General features: G+C 63.7%; 22 protein-coding genes and 1 pseudogene. 14 read left to right on the top strand and 9 right to left on the bottom strand.

Translation table 11 applies throughout. From position 1 onward, the window contains the following. Positions 1–63 precede the first annotated feature (63 nt). Together ahpD and FR943_RS19550 are read right to left on the bottom strand one after the other, a co-directional pair. A complete protein-coding gene (ahpD, locus tag FR943_RS19545) occupies positions 64–597 on the bottom strand; it encodes an alkyl hydroperoxide reductase AhpD (protein ID WP_217159895.1) in 534 nt (177 codons plus the stop codon). 2 nt (positions 598–599) lie between these two features. Then, positions 600–1187, bottom strand: coding sequence for a peroxiredoxin (locus FR943_RS19550; protein ID WP_055116075.1), 588 nt, complete (start codon positions 1185–1187; stop codon positions 600–602). A gap of 269 nt (positions 1188–1456) precedes the next feature. Between FR943_RS19550 and FR943_RS19555 the strand changes: the two genes are divergently transcribed. From FR943_RS19555 to FR943_RS26695, 5 genes are all read left to right on the top strand, one after another. Next, on the top strand, positions 1457–2845 hold the full coding sequence (locus tag FR943_RS19555) for a neutral zinc metallopeptidase (protein ID WP_217159975.1): 1389 nt from the start codon (positions 1457–1459) through the stop codon (positions 2843–2845). Between the two features lie 46 nt (positions 2846–2891). Continuing rightward, positions 2892–3410 carry a DUF4333 domain-containing protein gene (locus tag FR943_RS26480; RefSeq protein WP_246585125.1) on the top strand — a complete coding sequence of 173 codons (519 nt, stop codon included), beginning with the start codon at positions 2892–2894 and terminating at the stop codon, positions 3408–3410. A 92-nt stretch (positions 3411–3502) separates the two neighbouring features. After that, entirely contained in the window at positions 3503–5335 is a 1833-nt protein-coding gene (locus FR943_RS19565) for a fatty acyl-AMP ligase (RefSeq protein WP_217159896.1), read from the top strand. Between the two features lie 228 nt (positions 5336–5563). Further along, positions 5564–5779 carry a ribbon-helix-helix domain-containing protein gene (locus FR943_RS19570; protein WP_217159897.1) on the top strand — a complete coding sequence of 72 codons (216 nt, stop codon included), beginning with the start codon at positions 5564–5566 and terminating at the stop codon, positions 5777–5779. 39 nt (positions 5780–5818) lie between these two features. Then, on the top strand, positions 5819–5977 hold the full coding sequence (locus FR943_RS26695; protein WP_275957469.1) for a PIN domain-containing protein: 159 nt from the start codon (positions 5819–5821) through the stop codon (positions 5975–5977). 243 nt (positions 5978–6220) lie between these two features. Here the strand turns inward: FR943_RS26695 and FR943_RS19580 are convergent, their stop codons facing one another. Together FR943_RS19580 and FR943_RS19585 are read right to left on the bottom strand one after the other, a co-directional pair. Then, entirely contained in the window at positions 6221–6571 is a 351-nt protein-coding gene (locus FR943_RS19580) for a hypothetical protein (protein ID WP_217159898.1), read from the bottom strand. A 27-nt stretch (positions 6572–6598) separates the two neighbouring features. Further along, positions 6599–6955 (bottom strand): DUF732 domain-containing protein, encoded by a 357-nt coding sequence (locus FR943_RS19585; protein WP_217159899.1) that lies wholly within the window; start codon positions 6953–6955, stop codon positions 6599–6601. 155 nt (positions 6956–7110) lie between these two features. Between FR943_RS19585 and FR943_RS19590 the strand changes: the two genes are divergently transcribed. The 5 genes from FR943_RS19590 to FR943_RS26885 all read left to right on the top strand — a co-directional run bounded on the left by FR943_RS19590 (position 7111) and on the right by FR943_RS26885 (position 12399). Then, the gene (locus FR943_RS19590) at positions 7111–8568 is read left to right on the top strand and encodes a type I restriction-modification system subunit M (RefSeq protein WP_217159900.1); all 1458 of its coding nucleotides are present in this window, start codon (positions 7111–7113) and stop codon (positions 8566–8568) included. A gap of 2 nt (positions 8569–8570) precedes the next feature. Next, positions 8571–9734 carry a restriction endonuclease subunit S gene (locus FR943_RS19595; protein ID WP_246585144.1) on the top strand — a complete coding sequence of 388 codons (1164 nt, stop codon included), beginning with the start codon at positions 8571–8573 and terminating at the stop codon, positions 9732–9734. Continuing rightward, positions 9734–10957, top strand: a complete 1224-nt coding sequence (locus tag FR943_RS19600) for an exonuclease domain-containing protein (RefSeq protein ID WP_217159902.1) — start codon at positions 9734–9736, stop codon at positions 10955–10957. Before FR943_RS19595 ends, FR943_RS19600 begins: the two co-directional genes overlap by 1 nt. A gap of 80 nt (positions 10958–11037) precedes the next feature. Further along, positions 11038–11664: a hypothetical protein gene (locus FR943_RS19605; RefSeq protein ID WP_217159903.1), complete on the top strand. Its 627-nt coding sequence runs from the start codon at positions 11038–11040 to the stop codon at positions 11662–11664. Between the two features lie 66 nt (positions 11665–11730). Continuing rightward, on the top strand, positions 11731–12399 hold the full coding sequence (locus tag FR943_RS26885; RefSeq protein ID WP_217159904.1) for an exonuclease domain-containing protein: 669 nt from the start codon (positions 11731–11733) through the stop codon (positions 12397–12399). Here the strand turns inward: FR943_RS26885 and FR943_RS26485 are convergent. Further along, a pseudogene (locus tag FR943_RS26485) lies at positions 12316–12867 on the bottom strand (RES family NAD+ phosphorylase); the annotation flags it as partial. The gene FR943_RS26885 and the pseudogene FR943_RS26485 overlap by 84 nt on opposite strands. A 6-nt stretch (positions 12868–12873) precedes the next feature. Continuing rightward, entirely contained in the window at positions 12874–13545 is a 672-nt protein-coding gene (locus FR943_RS19615; RefSeq protein ID WP_217159905.1) for a hypothetical protein, read from the bottom strand. Between the two features lie 59 nt (positions 13546–13604). Between FR943_RS19615 and FR943_RS19620 the strand changes: the two genes are divergently transcribed. Together FR943_RS19620 and FR943_RS19625 are read left to right on the top strand one after the other, a co-directional pair. Then, the gene (locus FR943_RS19620) at positions 13605–13838 is read left to right on the top strand and encodes a type II toxin-antitoxin system Phd/YefM family antitoxin (RefSeq protein WP_217159906.1); all 234 of its coding nucleotides are present in this window, start codon (positions 13605–13607) and stop codon (positions 13836–13838) included. Next, positions 13835–14230 carry a type II toxin-antitoxin system VapC family toxin gene (locus FR943_RS19625; protein ID WP_217159907.1) on the top strand — a complete coding sequence of 132 codons (396 nt, stop codon included), beginning with the start codon at positions 13835–13837 and terminating at the stop codon, positions 14228–14230. The genes FR943_RS19620 and FR943_RS19625 overlap by 4 nt, the downstream gene beginning before the upstream one ends. Positions 14231–14857: 627 nt before the next feature. Here the strand turns inward: FR943_RS19625 and FR943_RS26490 are convergent. From FR943_RS26490 to FR943_RS19635, 3 genes are read right to left on the bottom strand one after another with little or no spacing between them, the layout of a single operon-like run. After that, positions 14858–15844: a DUF4185 domain-containing protein gene (locus FR943_RS26490; RefSeq protein WP_308170609.1), complete on the bottom strand. Its 987-nt coding sequence runs from the start codon at positions 15842–15844 to the stop codon at positions 14858–14860. Continuing rightward, positions 15760–16518 (bottom strand): hypothetical protein, encoded by a 759-nt coding sequence (locus FR943_RS26495; RefSeq protein WP_246585127.1) that lies wholly within the window; start codon positions 16516–16518, stop codon positions 15760–15762. Before FR943_RS26495 ends, FR943_RS26490 begins: the two co-directional genes overlap by 85 nt. A 3-nt stretch (positions 16519–16521) precedes the next feature. After that, positions 16522–16836 carry a type VII secretion target gene (locus FR943_RS19635; protein ID WP_308170610.1) on the bottom strand — a complete coding sequence of 105 codons (315 nt, stop codon included), beginning with the start codon at positions 16834–16836 and terminating at the stop codon, positions 16522–16524. 192 nt (positions 16837–17028) lie between these two features. On the opposite strand from FR943_RS19635, the gene FR943_RS19640 reads away from it, so the two are divergent. Both FR943_RS19640 and FR943_RS19645 read left to right on the top strand, forming a co-directional pair. Next, entirely contained in the window at positions 17029–18804 is a 1776-nt protein-coding gene (locus FR943_RS19640; protein ID WP_217159908.1) for an ATP-binding protein, read from the top strand. Then, a complete protein-coding gene (locus FR943_RS19645) occupies positions 18801–19694 on the top strand; it encodes a hypothetical protein (protein ID WP_217159909.1) in 894 nt (297 codons plus the stop codon). Before FR943_RS19640 ends, FR943_RS19645 begins: the two co-directional genes overlap by 4 nt. Position 19695: the final 1 nt, after the last annotated feature.

The raw sequence follows: 19695 nt of genomic DNA on the forward strand, positions 1-19695 counted from the left end.
ATCTCGAGAGGCGAGTTTATCTGTTGGGTTATGCGCATAAGCCCCTTTCTGGGGGCTTGTGCGTCACACAGCCGCGAGCGTGTCCGCGGTGAGCAGCGCCTGGGCCACCCCGGACACGATCGACGCCAACCGGATGGCTTCGAAGATCGCGGTGCGGGATACGTCGGCGTCGCGCAGCACCGTCTCGTGTGCCGAGAGGCAGTGCGAGCAGCCGTTGATCGCCGATACCGCCAGCGACCACAGCTCGAAGTCCTCCTTGGGCACACCCGGATTGGCGATGATGTTCATCCGCAGCCCGGCCCGCAGGTCGTCGTAGCGACCGTCGAGCTGGCCCTTGGTGCGGTAGAAGACGTTGTTCATCCCCATGATCGAGGCAGCACCGAGGGCGGCGTGGTAAGCCTCCTCGCTCAGCACGTCGAGAGCGTCCTCGGCGATCTCCTTCAGCAGTTGCTGCGACTTGGTGGCCGCGGCCGTGGCGACCAGCGCGCCCCACAGCTGCTGCTCGGTGAGCTCGGTGGACTTGACGATGCTGCCGAAGTTGAGCTTGAGGTCCTTCGCGTACTCCGGAAGCGCTTCCTTGATCTTGTCGACGCTCATGACTAGACCGCCTCGGACAGCAACTCGCCGGCGTTCAGCGTCGGGTCGCCCTTCTTCCAGTTGCAGGCGCACAACTCGTCGGACTGCAAGGCGTCGAGCACCCGCAGCACCTCGTCGACATTGCGGCCCACCGAACCCGCGGTCACCGAGACGAACTGGATCTCGTTGTTGGGGTCGACGATGAAGGTGGCCCGGTCGGCCACGCCGTCGGCGTTGAGCACGCCGGCCGCGGCAGTGAGCTCACGCTTGAGGTCCGAGACCATCGGGAACGGCAGCTTCTTCAGATCCTCGTGCTGCGCGCGCCACTGGAAGTGCACGAACTCGTTGTCCACCGAAACCCCGATAACCTTGGCGTCACGATCCTCGAAGTCCTCGTTGAGCTTGCCGAATGCGGCGATCTCGGTCGGGCACACGAAGGTGAAGTCCTTGGGCCAGAAGAAGATGATCCGCCACTTACCCTCGTCGTCCTTGTTGGTGACGCGGGTGAAATAGTCATCGGGCTGCTTGGCGTCGACCTTGGACAGATCTCCGCCAATCACGGCCGTCAGGTCGTATTCCGGGAACTGCGAGCCAATCGACAAAAGTGCCATTTGCAACCTATCCGTTCGTTGTTTTTTCTGGAGTGATTCCAGATTTCCTCCTCGATTGTGGCCCCGCCGCCGACGTCGTAGCAACTCGGTCGGACCGTGATTATTCGCACACCGGCACCTCTGCTGTGAGCCGGACATCACCGGTGGTCATCGAGTAGTCCGCACCGGACGTCAGCGGCAGAAGGTAAAACTGGCTGGGGCGTATCGCACGGAAGGCGGAACAGGTGGCGGCACTTCGCTGGTGGCTCGGTCTGGCCTGTTGCGCCGTGATGCTGGCCGGGTGTGGCAGCGCCCCCGTGGTCCAGGGCCGGGCCACCTCGATGCTGTTTCTCCCCGACCGGGTTGGCGGCCTGCCGGTGACCGACGGGCACAGTGGAAAGCGATCTGACGCACCCGCACCCGCGCGCCGGGCCGAGAACACCGACGGCGGCCAGATCGACGACCTGGCCCTGCTCGCCATCGACGACATCGAGGACTTCTGGTCGCAGAACTACGCCGGCGGCTCACTGCCGGGAACCTTCACCCCGGTCTCGAGGCTGGTGTCGTTCAACTCCGATGCCTCGCCCGGGATCGAGCTGTGCGGTGAGAACACTGTCGGGCTGACCAACGCCTTCTACTGTTTCAAGAGCGATGTGATGGCCTGGGACCGCGGCGTGGCCATTCCTGTTGCCGCACAGTACTTCGGCCAGATGGGCGTGGTCGGCGTGATGGCCCACGAGTACGGCCACGCGGTGCAGCAACAGGCCCGGCTCGTCGACGACACCACCCCCGTGCTGGTGGCCGAGCAGCAGGCCGACTGCCTGGCCGGGGTGTACCTGCGGTGGGTGGCCGCCGGCCATTCACCACGGTTCGAGCTGAGCACCGGCGACGGGCTCAACCACGTGCTGGCCGGCCTGATCTACATCCGCGATCCGCTGATGACGCGGGTCGACGCCGTGCTCACCGGCGGCGAACACGGATCCGCACTGGACCGCGTCAGCGCGTTCCAGATCGGATTCAGCGGCAACGTGGACCAGTGCGCGGCGATGGACTCCGCCGAGATCACCAAGCGGCGCGGCGATCTGCCCAAGTTCCTCGACCTCTTCGGCGACACACAGGGCGGCAACAGCACGATCACCGCCGCCCTGCTGGAGTCCGTCATGCAATCGCTGCGGCGCATCTATGCTCCGGCCAACCCGCCGACCCTGAGCACCGAACCCAGCGCCTGCCCCGACGCCGGCCCCTCACCCCCGGCGTCCTACTGCCCGGCCACCAATACCATCTCGGTCGACCTGGCCGGCCTGAAAGCGTTGGGAGAAGCCAGAACCGAGAACGACGAGCAGGAGCTGCTACAGGGCGACAACTCGGCGATCTCGGTGCTGACGTCGCGGTACGCGCTGGCCGTGCAACACGAGAAGGGCCTGACGCTCGACACCGCGGTGGCCGCCATGCGCACGGGCTGCCTGACCGGGGTGGGCCAGGCCGGGATGGCCGAGCCCGGGCAGTCGATCACGCTGTCGGCCGGCGACACCGACGAGGCGATCAGTGGCCTGCTCACCAACGGGCTGGCCGCCAGCGACGTCAACGGCCGGGTGCTGCCGGCCGGGTTCACCCGGATCCTGGCCTATCGGTCCGGGCTGCAGGGCGATGCCGCACAGTGCTACCAGAGGTTCCCGTGATGCTGCCGGCGGTCCCCGCGCGTCGCAGCCGAGACGAGGAGTGCCGATGAGCGGTCCCGAACAGCCGTGGTGGGCGCGGCCCGGCGGCGCGCCGCTGCCGGGCAATCACCCGCCCGGCCCGCCGGCGCGGCCCGGTTGGAGTACGCCGCCGACGCGATACCCGTCACCCCCGACGCCGCACCGGCCCCCGCCACCGCGACCGTCGAAGCCCCATCCCACGCCCGGCCCCAATCCGGTGGACCCGCGGTTGCTCATCGGCGCTGCCGTCGTCGTGACGCTCGCCGTGGTCGGTATCGGGGCGTGGGCATGGAGCCGCTCGGACGTCAACAGCACCCGACTGGACGTCCGTCAGGCCGAGGCCGGGGTGGCGCAGATCCTGTCCGATCCGATCAACGGATATGGCGCCAACCGGGTGGTGGCGGTGGCATGCAATGACGGACAGAACCCCGTCGTACGGGCGGGCGCGACGTTCACGTGCGCGGTCGAGATGAACGACACGCTGCGCCGGGTGATCGTGGAATTTACCGACGACACCGGCACCTACGCCGTGGACGGCCCGCGGTAAAGAGATCTGGGTCACATTTCTCGGGACTGGGTGACCACTCCCACCCAACCGCGCTGCGAGCCATATTTAGAGGCACTATTAGTCTTGCCCGTATGGGTCGGGATCCATTGACAACCAGTGGTGTTGATTCGTCGGCGTCGAGCATCGAGAACTACGTGCGCGCCGACGGCACAATCGTGGTGCCCGACGGCGTCACCCTCACCTCATTCTTGGATCGCAACCGGCTCATCTACGGCGACGAACCGTCCTACCGGTTCCTCGACTACTCGAGCAATCCCGACGGCCAAGCCGTCGAGCTCAGCTGGAACGCCCTCTGGGCGCAGGTGTGCGCTGTCGGCGCCCGACTGCAGCAGGTCACCCAACCCCGCGACCGGGTGGCGATCCTGGCTCCACAGGGGGTCGAATACGTCGCGGCCTTCTTCGCGGCGGTGCACGCCGGCAATGTCGCCGTCCCGCTGTTCGCGCCGGCCCTGGCCGGGCATACCGAGCGACTGGCCGCAGTGCTGGCCGATGCCAAGCCCACCGTGGTGCTCACCACGACCGCAGCGGCCGAATCCGTCCGTAACTTCATCAAGACGCTGCCCGCCGCCGAGCGGCCGCGCATGATCGCCGTCGACGCCGTCCCGGACACGCTGGCCGAGATGTACGTCAGCCCGTCGGTCGATTCCGACGACATCGCTTACCTGCAGTACACGTCCGGGTCGACGCGCACCCCGGCCGGCGTGGAGATCACCCACCGCAACGTGTGTACCAATGTCATCCAGATGATCTTGGCCGGCGACCTCGACACCGGCATCCGCAGTGTCAGCTGGCTGCCGCTGTACCACGACATGGGTCTGATCATGATCATGTTCCCGGCGCTGTGCGGTGGCCACATCAGCCTGATGGACCCGATGGCATTCGTCCGCCGCCCCTACCGCTGGATCAAGCGGCTGGCCGAAGAAGCTGCCCACGGTCGCACCTTCGCCGCCGCCCCGAACTTCGCCTTCGAGCTGGCGTCCGAGCGTGGCCTGCCGCCCGCGGGGGAGACGCTGGACATGACCAACGTCGTCACGCTCCTCAACGGATCCGAGCCGGTGACCATGTCCTCCGTCGAGAAGTTCACCTCCGCGTTCGCCCCGTACGGACTGCCCGCCACCGCGATCAAACCGTCCTACGGCATGGCCGAGGCCACCCTGTCGGTGGCTTCGATCGCACCGTCGGCCGCTGCCAGCGTGATCTACCTGGACCGCGACCAGCTCAGCGCCGGCCGGGCAGTCACGGTCGAGCCCACTGCCGAGGGGGCAGTGGCCCACGTGTCCTGCGGGCAGCCGATCCCCAACCAGTGGGCCGTGATCACGACCTCCGACGGCGACGAGGCACCCGACTGCACCATCGGCGAGATCTGGTTGCACGGCAACAACGTCGGTCGCGGATACTTCGGCCGCACCGAGGAAACCGAGCGGGTGTTCGGCAACAAGCTGCAGACCCGGCTCCCCACCGGCAGCCATGCCGACGGCGTCCCGGACAACGGCTACTGGCTGGCCACCGGGGACCTCGGGGTCTACATCGACGGCGAGCTCTACCTCACCGGCCGGATCAAGGACATGATCCTGATCGACGGGCGCAACCACTACCCCACCGACATCGAGACCACCGTCAGCGCAGCCTCCCCCGCGGTGCGTTCGGGCTACGTCGCGGCGTTCTCGATCAACGGCGAGCGCGGCGAGGAACTGGTGATCGTGGCCGAGCGGGCCGCGGGCGCCGGACGGGCCGAGCCCGGCCCGATCGTCGAGGCGATCCGTGCCGCAGTGTCCCGCCACCACCAGATCCGGGTGGCCGACGTGCGCATGGTCGCCGCCGGGGTGATCCCCCGGACCACCAGCGGCAAACTGGCCCGAAATGCTTGCCGCGCTGAGTATTTGAGCGGGAAGTTCGACAAGTAGAGCTTGTTTGGGCTTGGGTGGCTTGCTCCTGCGCTTAGCCAGCTGGCCTCTGCGCGCCGTTTTCGACGCCAGGGTCGTCCTTTGGCGAATTGAGCAGCCCTGGCGTCGATTTGGGCGTGGCACCCTTGGGCTGTCACCATCCCGTCGGGCACAATGCTTCCCCGTCATGCCTGACGGACTCGCGCAGCTCACTGCACGTATGACACCACCGGTCGTACGATACGTCTCGTGGAAAAGACCACCGCCCATCTGCCTGGCGACCTCAAAGCAGCGGTGAAGCGCACTGCCGAGGCGCGTGGTATCTCAGAAGCTGAAGTCATCCGGGAGTCCATCCGGGCCGGGGTCATCGCAGCGAAGCCGCGCCCTCTGGGTGGTCTTTATTCCGGTTCCGAACCAATCGCCCGCCGCGCCGACGACCTATTGGATGGTTTCGGCGAACGGTGATCGTCGACACCAGCGCTCTGCTCGCGCACTTCGACTCGAATGAGCCTGACCACCGCGGTGGCCAAGGTCATCGACAACAGCAACGAACCTCTGGTGGTATCCCCTTATGTGATTGCAGAGCTGGTTTACCTGGTAGCCACGCGTATCGGAGTGGATGCCGAGCTCGCCGTCCTGAGCGAATTATCTCGCGGTGCATGACAACTCGCAGATTTCGCCGTCGAGCAGCTCGAGCGAGCCGTCGCAATCGTCACGAAATACCCTGATCAACAGATCGGCGTCGCGGACGCCTCAAACGTGGTGCTGGCAAACCTATACCGGACACAGACCATCACAACTCTTGACCGCCGGCATTTCGAAGTTCTGCGGCCGATCGGAGGCGGTCAGTTCACCATCGTGCCTTGATGCAGAAGCGAAGAAATCGCGCTGGTCGGCGTGCGCGGGTCAGCCGGGCTCATCGACGGATATGACCAAGGTGGACGTCGGACTGTCGATATCAACATATTGGTGCCCCCCTGCGCCTCTGACGATCAGCGACTCAGCAAGGTCGATAATCTCTTCAATCTTTTCGATGTCGAGCCGCCAAACTACGCTGTCGCGCGCTGCCTCTAAAACTGCTGCGCCGCTTTGCTGCTCGATCCGATGCTGAACGCCTTCGCTGTCGAAACATGCAACTCCGGTGATTTGCGCCGACTGCAGCGCGGACACAAACAATCGCAATCCATCTCGGTCAGCGGTCGCTAGCGTGGCTGCGTCGCCGAAATAGCTGGAGGGTGTGATGCGAAATATGGTCATTGTTACCCTGTCCTCGGCGGAAGATGCTCAGGCGCCCACAACCGGCCCCGCATTGGCTTTGGCGTAGGCCGCCAGCACCGGCGTGACGTCAGGGCACATGTTCTGCGCGGCCGCCACGACGACAATCACGGTCTCGTAATCCGCGTAACCACCGCGGGCCACGTAGTTCAGGGCCGCCGGCACACCGGCACCGCCGCGCAACAGCCGGCACGCCATCTTGCCCTGATCGATGACCTCGGTGATCGATGAGTAGTACACGCCCTGGTTGTCGATTTGAGCGACGAAGTCGTACTGGTCGGCATGCGCGGGAGCGGCCAGCGTCACCGCCGAGACACCCGCGACCACAGCGGCCATCACGATTCGTACCTGGGTTGGCGTGCTCATGATGGACCTCCTTCTGATCGGTTGCCCGCAGTCGCGAGCCGAACAGAATGACAGAGGCCACCGACATCGGCGCGCCGTCGCCATATCCCGCAACTTGTCGGCGGGGTCGTATATACAGTCCTGTTCAGTTCTTGACGGCAGCAAGGGGCAGTGCAGTGATCACGGGTGAGCTGAAGAGCAAGGTCGACCGGGTGTGGGACGCCTTCTGGTCAGGCGGTATATCCAACCCCCTGGAGGTGATCGAGCAGATCACCTATCTGCTGTTCATCCGCCGTCTCGACGATCTGGAGATCCTTGCCGAACGCAAGGCCCGGGTGACCGGCAAGTCCGAGGGGCTGCGGTTTTCCCCGGAGCAGCAGCAGTTGCGGTGGTCGCAGTTCAAGAACTCCGAGCCGGCGGTGATGTTCACGACCGTCGGCGACAAGGTGTTCCCGTTCCTGCGTGAGCTGGGCGGCGACGGGTCGACGTACTCCGAGCACATGCGTGACGCCCGGTTCACCATCCCGACGCCGGCCCTGCTGTCCAAGGTCGTCGACATGCTCGACGACCTCCCGATGGCCGACCGCGACACCAACGGTGACCTGTACGAGTACCTCCTGTCCAAGATCGCCAGCGCCGGGGTGAACGGGCAGTTCCGCACCCCGCGCCACATCATCGAGCTGATGGTGGGTATGACCGCGCCCGGGCCGTCCGATGAGATCTGCGATCCGGCCTGCGGCACCGCCGGCTTCCTGGTGGCGGCGTCGGAGTATGTGCGCTCGACACACGAGTCGGTGCTGACCGACGCGGCTCAGCGGAAACACTTCCATAACAGCATGTTTCACGGCTACGACTTCGACTCCACCATGCTGCGCATCGGGTCGATGAACATGCTGATGCACGGCATCGAGTCCCCCGACATCCGCTACCGGGATTCCCTGTCCGAGGGGGCTTCTGAAGATGCGGAGAAGTACACCCTGATCCTGGCCAATCCCCCGTTTGCCGGGTCGCTGGACTACGAGTCCACCTCCAAGGATCTGCAGCGGGTCATCAAGACCAAGAAGACCGAGTTGCTGTTCGTGGCACTGTTTCTCAAACTGCTGAAGCCCGGTGGACGGGCCGCGGTGATCGTGCCCGACGGGGTGCTGTTTGGGTCGTCCAAGGCGCACAAAGAGTTGCGACGAGTCCTTGTCGAAGATCAGAAGCTCGACGGTATCGTGAAGCTGCCCTCGGGGGTGTTCCGTCCCTACGCCGGCGTGTCGACGGCGATCCTGCTGTTCACCAAGACGAACTCCGGTGGCACCGAGAACGTGTGGTTCTACGACGTCACCGCCGACGGATTCTCGTTGGACGACAAACGCAATCCGGTCGAGGCCAACGACCTACCGGACACACTGTCACGGTGGGCTTTACGCGGATCTTCGGAGCTGGAGCGAGCTCGCACCGAGCAGTCCTTCTGCGTGCCAAAAGATGACATCGCCGCCCAGGGCTACGATCTGTCGCTGAACCGGTACAAGGAGATCGTGCACGACGAGGTCGAGCACCGACCGCCGCTGGAGATCATCGCCGACATCGAGAAGCTCGAAGGTGAGATCGCTGCTGGGCTGGCTGAGTTGAAGGCGATGCTGTCGTGAAGATGGTTGCGTTAGGGAAGATCGTTTCAGTCGTCGGAGGTGGTACGCCGAGAAAATCGGCACCCGAATACTACGGTGGCCCCATACCGTGGGTGACCCCAAAAGATATGAAGCGACAGGTGATCACGAGCTCACTCGTGACATTGACTCAGCAAGGCCTACAGCACTCACCCGCGAAGCTTGTACCGAAGGATACCGTTCTCGTCGTCGTCCGCTCGGGAGTGTTGAAGCACACCTTGCCGGTGGCTCTGACGGGCGTGCCAGTGACGCTAAACCAGGATATGAAAGGCCTTATCCCCGGCGACGCAGTTCACGGTCCGTACCTTGCACGACTTGTGAAAGCGTTAGAACCAACTGTGCTGGGCTGGGTGCGGGCAACAACCGCCGACAACTTCCCAATCGACAAGCTCCTCGATTTTGAGATCAGCCTTCCCTCACTCGACGAGCAGCGCCGCATCGCCGCGATTCTCGACCACGCAGACGCACTACGCTCCAGACGCCGTCACGTCCTGTCGACCTTCGATTCACTCCGCGAGTCGGTGTTCATCGACATGTTCGGCCATCCATCGTCAAACGCACATGGACTGCCGACAGGAACAGTCAAAGACCTCGTTGAATCGACTGATTACGGTACGAGCGAGAAGAGTTCACAGCAGGGCGACATTGCAGTCCTGCGAATGAACAACATCACCTACAGCGGCGAGATTGACCTAAAAGACCTAAAGTACATGGATCTGCCAGTCGACAAGTACGACCGCTACACAGTACGTAGCGGCGACGTCCTCTTCAATCGCACAAATAGCGCTGACTTGGTTGGCAAGACTGCCGTTTACCACGGTAGTGCCCCGTTGGCCTACGCCGGATACCTTGTCCGACTACGAGTTCGAGAGGGCTTCTCACCGGACTACCTTTCTGGAGTATTGAACTCCGCATACGGCAAGGCCACGCTGCGTGGCATGTGCAAGAGCATCGTCGGTATGGCGAACATTAATGCCAAAGAAGTCCAGACCATTCGAACACTGATACCTTCCGCATCCGATCAAGGGAAGTACGCGGAGCGCGTGGAGGCGATTCGAGTCGCAAAGAGCCAGCATACTGCTGCGTTGGAGGTACTCGACGAACTCTTCGCCTCGCTCCAAGCCCGCGCCTTCCGAGGTGAACTCTGATGCCGTACGCCGTCATCGATTTCGAGACAACCGGCGTCGTGCCGGAGCGCACGGATCGGGTGGTCGAGGTCGGGATCGTGTTGACCGACGACACCGGCCGCATCGAGGAGGAGTGGACTACCCTCGTCAATCCCCACCGCGATCTGGGGCCGACGAACATCCACGGCATCGCGGCCGCCGATGTCACCGAAGCTCCGGTCTTCGCCGATATCAGCGATCACATCCTGGGCATGCTGGACGGCCGGGTCGTGGTCGCTCACAATGCCTCCTTCGACATGCGGTTCCTGCACCGCGAACTGCAGCTGGCCCGCTACGACATTGCCGAACGGCCGAAGGCATTGTGCTCGATGAAGTGGGCCGGCCGCATGATGGGCGCGGCCAAACTCGCGCATTGTTGTGAGGCACTCGGCATTTCGCTGGTCGACGCACATTCCGCGCTGGGTGATGCCCACGCGACAGCCGAACTGCTGTCACACCTGATCGGCACCTGTTGCACTTCGCCGGAGTGGCATGCCGATCACCTGCGGTGTTCGACGTTCACCTGGCCGTCCCGGTTACGCCGGGCCATGCAGGTGAGCGCAGTTCGTCGCGGCCATGCCGCCGCCGATGGTCATTCCTGGTTGAAGTCGGTGCTGCGGGCCGCCTGGATTCCCGGAAATCCCGAGAACGAGGCCGCTTACATGATGGTGTTGGACAACGCGCTGCTGGACCGCACCATCTCCCGATCCGAGGGCAAGCAGCTGCTCGCCACCGCGGAGGAGGCCGGGCTCTCCCGCGGCACCGTCGCGCAGCTGCACCAGGACTACCTGCGGGCTGTGGCCACCGAAGCGCTGGCCGACGGTGTGGTGACCGATGAGGAACGTGCTGAGTTAGATGCTGTCGCAACGGCATTGGGACTCGGCGCGCCCTACGTCAATGAAGCGTTGGACTGGGCCAAGGACAACGCGAACGACATGGGCGCCGACGCCCCCGGGTTCGCGCTGCGCCCCGGTGACCGGGTCGTCTTCACTGGCGAGATGAGCCGCCCCCGCGACGAATGGGTCGCCGAGATCTGCGCGGCAGGCCTTGCGACCGGAGGGATCAGCAAGTCGACCCGACTCGTGGTTACCGCAGACCCGGATTCCCTGAGCAGGAAGGCCGTCAAAGCCCGGCAGTACGGCATCCCCGTCGTCGATGAGACGACCTTCGCGAGGTTCTTCGCCAGCTACCAGGCCACCTACTGACGCGGCCCGTAGAGCCGATTTGATCCACCCCTGCCGGCGTTCGCCTCAGGGTTCGACTTCATGATGTCACAAGGGGTTCCATGACGATCAATGCCGATGTGGTGGCGCTCATCAACAAGCAGGGCGACAGGCTCGCGATCTGGCACGTGGTGATCGACCCGAGCTGGCCCATGAGCCGGCTGTGCGGGGCGTGGGTTGACACCGTGGCTCCGGCGCTCTCCCAGCAGCGGTATCTGCTGCCGTTCGATGATCGCCTACCCGAAGACCTGGACCACCTCACGCCCGACAGCGCCGGCATGCTGGATGCCAACGCCACCCGCGAAGCGATCGAAGCCGTCATCGACAAATTGGAGGCGCGGCACAAGGAGTCGCTCACCAAGGCCGGTAAGCCGCGCGCTCCGATCACCTGGCCGCGCCTGCCCGCACCGTTGGATTGGGCGAGCCTCCCGGCACCTCCCCGAGGCGTGGCCGACGACCCGTTGACCAGCGAGACGATCGCCGTCGCCGGCTGGGTCTCCCAGCTGGCCGACACCTGGTCCGGCATCGAGGTAATCCGACTGTCCCGTGACTACCTCGCCGACGAGGACGTAACGCCGCGCCCGATGCCCGTCGTCCTGCGCAGCGAAACCCCGTCAGCAGTACTCGCGGCCCCAGGTGAATTGGATGTGCCGTGCCTGTCGCCCACTCTGTCGTGGCACGACAACTGATCAGGAGAACAGGCACATAGATTTCGTCGCAATCGATTTCGAAACGCCAACCCCAACTATGCATCGGTGTGCGCGAAGGGCTGGGCGACCGCAAGTAACGGCGTCGTAGCCGACCAGGGATCGTGGTTGTGTCGGCCGCCGGCGGGGCTGGAGGAATTCGGCCCGTACAACGTCCGAGTACACGGCATCACCGCCGAAACCGTCGCCGACCAGCCGACATTCGCCGAGCGGGTACCCGAGCTGCTCGAACGCCTCAGCACACGGCTGCCCATCGTGGCACATAATGCGGTCTTCGACATCGGAGTTCTGGAGCAGGCACTGGCCACCTGCGGACAGTCTCGACCAGCGATCCCCCACCACTGCACGAGGGACTGGGCGAAACGGCTGATACAGCTCCCAAGTACACCCTGCCCCAGGTTTGTGCGCATCTCGGCGTCGTTCTGGGCAAGCATCATGACGCCGGGGACGATGCCCACGCTGCCGCGCTGGTTGCGATCCGACTCGCAGAATCCGTCGGAGCCTCGACCATTGCCGAGTTGGACGCGGCCTCGTTTCAGGTGTAGGTCACCCAACGACGGTGATGTCAAAGTCGTTGGCCAGCTGCATCACCCGTTCGTAGCCCTCCCCGAGGAAAAGCGGCAGCGGCGGCTGGTCAGGTTCAGGGCGCAGGTGCTCGAACCGGTTGACCCGATCGCCCCACAGCATCACGGCGATCGAGTCGTTGAATTGCCTTGATCTCCAGGCTAATCCATGGAACTCGTCACCGTACTCGTAGAGCGCTCTGCTCCATTCCGCCGTGCGGGGATAATGCCGGGCGCCCGACTCGATCAACTCGCCATGGGTGATCTGCAGTCGTCGGAGGCCGGCGCCGTGCAATTCGACGAGGTTCAGTGGAATCGTCGGAATGATGGTCGAGAGCACCTGGTGCACCAGATTTTTACGCTGGATTCGGCGCCCGCCCCCACGAACGGGCACGTCATGGAGGACCGTCTCCGACAACGCTCCCGCGTCCATGTCCGCGCCGTAGAGCGTCGGCACCACAGCCGATTCACGATAGATCGGGCGGAAGCGTCGCGAAACCTCGCTGCCGTTGAACTCGGTAGCACCCATTCGAATGTCGTGCACCCGCACGATTGGTTGGCCGGCCGGCCAGGGGTGCACCCGAGGCTTCGGTAAGCGCCTCGGCACATCCGGCACGCGCACCGGCCGCTACACCCCGACCCCGTCGAAGGCATGGCCCGCAGCGACCACCACATCGTCGGCCGCCCCCACCAGCAGATCGACCGGCCTACGGTCGTCGAGCCAACCGGTCCGCGAGGTAAACCACAGCGCGGTCTCCCAGCCATCCAAACCGTAGGGTTCGAGCACCTTCAACACCCGCTGGATGACTGGCCTCGGATTCCCGTCAGTGCCGAACTGGAACGCGGGATAGGCGCGAGCGCCCAGATGCTCGACGGCAAAGATGCGGCCCTCGGCGAGCCAACGCGAGGCCGTCGCGAAACGATTGCGGGCTCGCGAACCCGACAGGTCGGCAACCCGCTCGCCACTGTAGAGGCCGAACTCATCGATGAGTTCCTGGCGCGCGTCGGCATTTCTCTGTGCCTGCTGGGCGGCCTGGACCGACACCGTGCGCCGGGTGAACATGGCGTTGACCAGGTTCTCCGTCTGAATCTTCTCGCTGGTGACCAACTGCAGAAGCTGGGTGAGCTGTCCCGCCGTCCCCGCCTCCAGGGCAGCCACCATCACCACATCGTTGGCGCCCGGGTTGAGCTCTTTGATCTGCGGGACAAGTTCGGAGAACGCGACCTGTTGCTCGTCGACGAGGATCGATTTGTCATCTTTCGCCGACGTGAGTCGAATGATATCGATCTGTTTACTCATGCTACTCACGCTACGCCCACCAGTCTTCGCCGGCCACCTAAAGGGCCTACATTGGCGATATGAAGACGGTCACCAGCACCGAGGCAAAAGCTCGGCTGAACGCGCTGCTGGCAGAGGTCGAACGGACCGGCCGATCTGTGACCATCACCAGTCACGGACGTCCGGTCGCCGTGTTGGCACCGACAGTTGCGCGTCCGCGCACGTTCGGCCAACTGCCACACCTCGTCGTTCCGGACGACTTTGACGAACCGCTTCCCGACGACGAGCTTGATGCCTGGATGCCCACGTCGTGACGTCAATCCTGTTGGACACCAACGCGTTACTGTGGCTTGCGTCGACACCGGAAGGAATCACATCCGCTGCGCGCAAGGTACTCGAACATCAAGGCAATGAGCTGTTGGTTTCCGCCGTATCAGCATGGGAGGTGGCGATCAAGACGAGAATCGGACGGCTGAACGGCACCCCGCTGTTATCCGCGTGGGACGACGTCCTGGCAGGTATGAACGCCACCGAGGTGGTTATCAACGCCGCCGATGCCACCATGGCCGGCCAACTCGACTGGGAGCACAAAGACCCGTTCGATCGCATGATCGTGGCCCAGGCCGCCCACCGAGGCCTGACCATCACCACCAGTGACAGCCAGGTGGCACAGGGATCGTTGACGCCGGCGCTCCTCACTCGGTGAGGGCTGCTGCACCACTCCGGCTACAGCTAACTCAGACCTTCGGTATCCAACCCGACCACGACGGTGACAACACAAACCCACGCCCCTGAGGATCCTTACAGGCAGTGGTGCCCTTGTCGTCCACACCGCAGGTCACGCCATACACAGTCAACGTATGAAACGGTGGCAACTCCTTGCCCGTGGGGGGTTTGTCGCATGAGGTGTCGCTTGTTTGCCAGACATTCCTCCCAGTACTAATCGCATTTACGCCGTACATCCGCTTCGCAGGATCACATTCGAGTGGAGTAAGCGCTGGGAGGTTATTGCCCGTACAGCCCGCTGCAGACGAGCGATCGAAGCTACACCTGATCCCGTCGGGTGTGGTGAAGTTGTACGCCGTCGCTGCCGCGTTCGGCCTTCCGGGAGTCTCGTAATGGACTGCATAATCTTCAGGATTAGCGGCCGTAAACGAACTCATATCGGGGAAATCACCTGCCGCCAACGGTTTGCCAGGGACCGCAGGGCCCGGCGTAGGCGGGTCTGCGGCAGCCGTGCACGCCGAAGTCAGTCCAGTTGCTGCAACGAACATAAGCGTCGCAATGAGGCGAATCAGCATCGCGTTCCCATCTCGATCGGTGAAGCTGTGGTTCACCGATGTCCTGGTGCAACATTAACGTGAACATCCTGGACGTTATAGTGCACTGGCCCATTGCCGGGCTGGTACCACTGGCTACCGAATACGCCGAGATCGGTCAGAGTCGACCCGGGCAGGATATATCCGCCATAGGGGCCTGGCACGAAGTTCGGAGACCCTGGGACATTACTCATCGCCACAGTTGGATTTGCTCCAATCACGCTTGTCGGGCTGTCGCCGACATGCACCTCTACGGTGAAGTTCTCCGGGTTCCCATCGTGGAAATTCGGTCCCGCCAACACAGGACGTCCGTCAACTTCTCGGAAACTCAGTTCTCCCCAGGTCTGGCCAGGCGGCGTTATTGCCGTAGTGGCTGGTTGCCCTGCCGCTCCCCAAGTGTTTTCGGCAGGGTTATAGGGCTGCCAAGCTGAACGGTCGGTGATGTCTGCTGGATCAACCCGATACATGGAAACACCTTGGCTGCGATCGAAGGCATCAGCAGCGATGTAGACCTTGCCGTCGGTGCCCTGGTAGCCACTAATTTGCGTTGGTGGACTAGAGGTGTTGGTACCCACAGGTGCATGACCTGGTCCGGGGTCACCGTTTGGCGTCCACTTCTCATAGCTTCCCGCGACCGGTTGCCAGCCGCCAGCAGGATCGTTGGTGACCTTGACGAGCCACGAGCCGCCCTTCGGGTTCAGCCCTTCGTGGGTATTGGTGCCGACGACCATCATGTAGGTGTCCTTGCCGACCGTGACGCTGCCAGCTGGCAGGGCGTTATTCGCCCCAGCGGCAATGGCCTCTTCAGGTAGCGGGAACAGCGTGTTCGGGCCAGGCGACTCGTTCGGCAGTCCGCTGTTGAGATTTGTTCCTGTCAATGGCGGACCGAAATGGGGTTTGCCGTTCTTGTCGAAGGTCACGGGCACCGCCACCGAGGGGTAATGCGCGTTGCCGGGGCCGCCCACCGCAGGGTTGGCATAGGAATCACCGAAAATCGCCACCTTCTTCCCTTGGGCAGCGTGATGACCTCGCCCAGATCGGCAGCCCGAATTCCGGGGATCGCGTCCGGGTTGTCGGTGCCGGCGACCGGTCCCGTATTCCGCACTTCACCAGGAGCCAGCGGCCCGTCGGTAGGCACGCCGAGCAACTCCGCTAACGACGTCGGCGTGCGCGTAGGTTCGGGCAGCCCCGTCGCTTTTGCTATCGCGCTTGCCAAATCGGAGTCAATGCGCTGGCCCTCGGCCTCCGCGTCAGCGATCCGCGCCTCCAGGTCAGCGATCTTCTCCGCCACCCTCGTCTTGGTCTCGTCGTCAAGATCGTCGTAGTTGGATGGGACAATCACCTGGTCTGTTGCCTGATCGACTTCAACGGCGGGCGCTGCAGCAGCGTCATCGAGAATGGCTTTGACAGTGTTGGCAAGCACCTCCGCGTCGTGCTCCGCACGGTCCATCGCATCGGCCGCCGTAGATAGGTCCCCTGCCTTGACATCGTGCGCTGCAGCGCTCATCAGCATCGACGTCACTGCTTCCTGCGCGGCTTCACCCTGCCAAGCGGAGGCTTTCACCAATTGCTGGTAGAACTCCGCGGAGTTCGAATGATTGGCCGACATGGCCCGCGTCGATTTGGCAAGGTCAGCGATCTCCGGCACCCAGTCCCGCAAAACCTTCAATGACACGGATCACAACACCGATCCGGCGTCACTGATCCTTTCGGCGCCACCACGATCGGTGCCCTCATACGCGGTCGCCGCCTCTCGATGCCCTTCGGCGTGCCTGGTGAAGCGTTCGCCGAACTGTGTGCCATCCGTTTCCCAGGCCGCCAACATCCCCGGCAATGCAGCTGCTGCCGAACCTGCGCCCAGAGTTGCCTGACTTGCCCCCGAATGCGCCCTTTCATGCTCAGTGATGAATTCACCGGCATGACCATCGAGACGGTCTGCCGCCATTCGCAGCTCGATCGGATCAACCTTCAGTGGCTCGCTTTGCACCTCCACCACCCCCTCGCTAATGACTCCAGCTAACTTTCAAGAGTACATCTACGTCCGGTAGTCAAACGACACGAATTTCCTGCCGAATTGTTCCGACCAAAACTCATCCCAGGCCAGAAGGAACGAGCACCCGCACTTGTCGGTCCCCCATGCGATCCTGTGCGGTTCTCGAACGAGCCGACATGGGAAGGGCCAGCAATGCCTGAGCTTCAACAGCAGAACTTCCGAGTGAACCTCGGCGGGGTGATCGCGCTACTCAGCAAGAACCTCTACTCCAGCCCCGGGGTCTATATCCGCGAGTTGATCCAGAACGCGGTGGACGCGATCGCGGCCCGCGATGCGCTGGGTGAATCCCCGGCCCCGCGTGCGATTTCGATCTCGCCCTACGGGGTGACCTCGCCGGACTCGCCGGCTGACGAGTTCACCATCACCGATGCCGGCATCGGCGTCAGCGCACAGCAGGTCGAGCAGTTCCTGGCGACCGTCGGCGCCAGCTCGAAAAGCGATGAGCTGCAGCGCAGTCGTCGTACCTACATCGGTCAATTCGGCATCGGCCTGCTGAGTTGCTTCCTGATCGCCGACGAGATCACGGTCGTCTCCCGCAGCGCGACCGGTGCGGAGCCGATCAAGTGGGTGGGCCACAGTGACGGCACGTATACGATCCGAACAATCGACGGCGACATTCCCGTCGGCACCACCGTGCGGCTGCGGCCCCGTGCGAACATGATCGGCTGGGCTCGGGCCGAACAGGTCAGCCCGCTCGTGCAGAAGTACGCCGAGTTCCTCCCCGTAGCGATCACTGTGCTGACAAGCCAAGGCGCCAAGGTTGTTTCGCGAAACTACCCCTGGGCCCACGACTTCGGCGCCCACCGTTCCCAGGTGCAGCAAGGTGTATCGCCGGTCTACGGCGGTGTCGGGGTAGGCAAGCAGTTCGACGCGATCGAGGTCAACGACGCAGAACTCGGCTTACACGGTGTCGTGTACATCGGCACACCGTCGCGCCGCTCCAAGTCCGTCGGCCGTAACCGCGTCTACATCAACGACATGCTCGTCGACGAGGCCGAGAACGCGCTGATGCCAGGGTGGGCGTTCTTCGCCAAGGCCGTGGTGAACTCCACCCAACTGGAGCCCACGGCCAGCCGCGAGACCCTGGTGCACAACGCCGTGTTGACCCGGACTCGACGCAAGCTCGCCGACGCGGCCCTGAGCTGGCTGCGCGATCTCGCCGACACGGACCCAGAACGGTTCTCCGAGTTCGTTGCCGACAACGAACTGGACCTTCGTTCCGCCACAACAGATGGTGTCGCCGCCGAGAACCTCGAGTTGGCCGAGGTGGTCCTGCCGATGCTGACCATGCAGACAACCGAAGGACGCATGCGGTTGATCGACATCGTCGGCCACAACCCCAACGTCCTCTATGCCGTCTCCGTCAACGAATTTCGTACCATCGCCAGCTTCAACCCGGGCGGGAGAATCGTCGTCAACGCCGGCCACACCCTGGACCAGGAAGTGCTGCTGATGCTGCCTCAGGTGCTCGCTGGGGTAACGGTCACGCGCGCTTACCCGGCATCCGAAATAGCTGGGCTGGCATTGCCGTCGGCTGACGGTGAGGTGCTGGCGCTGGAGCAGCGAGGCACCCAGGCGCTCAACGCGTCCGGCTGCCGCGTGGTGGCGCGCCAGTTCCCTTCGACCGACCTGCCCGCGGTGTTCATCGGTCACGGGCAGATCGACATGGGCTCGCCCGGCTACGGCGACCTCGCACACATCGTCGTGAACTGGGACAACCGGGCCGTGCAGGCGCTGACCCGGACCACCGACGACCTGGTGTTCAGCCGGCTCATGCAACTGCTCTACGTCCAGGCTCGAATGGCCGCGCAATGCGACGGCCCCGAGGATCGCGTCCTGCTATCGGAGGCGCTCGACGACATCATCCTGCTCGCCGCCGGGGTGGACGGCACAGAGGTCGCCCGATGAGCGAGCAAGCACAGGCATCGGCCGAGGAACTCGAACAGCTCGGCGATGAGGCGCTCTCCGCAGAAGAGTTGGAGCAGGCACGGGAGCACTACGAGGATGCACATCAACTCCTTTGTGAGGCACTCGATCTGGCGCTTGGCGAGGACGCTGATTTCGAAGTCATCTCTATGATCACCGACGATCTGAACCGCGTCGGCGACAAAGCCCACGACGCCTGGAGCCGGCTGCAGCCGCCGCCGAAGTCGATGGACGAGCGCGCCGCGGAACTGCGCGCCGTGGTGGAGGAGTCGATGGAATCGGGCGACCTCGCTCATGCCTCGCACATGAGTTTCCGGCTCGGCGAGACTCTGGAGGATCTCGGTGACCGCGAGAGTGCCGAGTCCGCCTACCGACAGGCGGTGGCGCTGGCCCGGCAAGTCGATGCGGACGACCCGGAGTTGATGCTGGCGGCGTTCACCTCGCTCATCCACTTCCTTTCCCCCGCAGAGGAATCGGTGGCACTAGCCCAGGAAATGGCCGGCTATCTGATGGGTCGCGAGGACATGTACCACCCGATGCGGGCGGCCGAAGCGGCCTACCACTGTGCAATAACCGAGTTGAGGTTCGCCGAGGTAACAGCCCACCGGATGGATCACGCGATCCACGAAATCGCGTGCCCCACCATCGTCATGCTCGACGACATCTGTTTGCACGACAACAGCCAGGCACTGCAGCGGCTGATCGCCGATGTCCTGCGAAGCATCGGCCGCGACGTCGAAGCCGACCAGTGGCAAGCCGAGGCGGACAAATACGAGGACTGGTCACCCTTCATGGACCAGGAGATCCCCGGGCACGTGCACCTGTGGGACATCCGGACGGACCTGCCCGACCACGACGGGCGGGACGAATGAG

This window comes from [Mycobacterium] fortunisiensis, assembly GCF_019050325.1.
In the GTDB taxonomy this organism is placed as follows: Bacteria; Actinomycetota; Actinomycetes; order Mycobacteriales; family Mycobacteriaceae; genus Mycobacterium; species Mycobacterium fortunisiensis.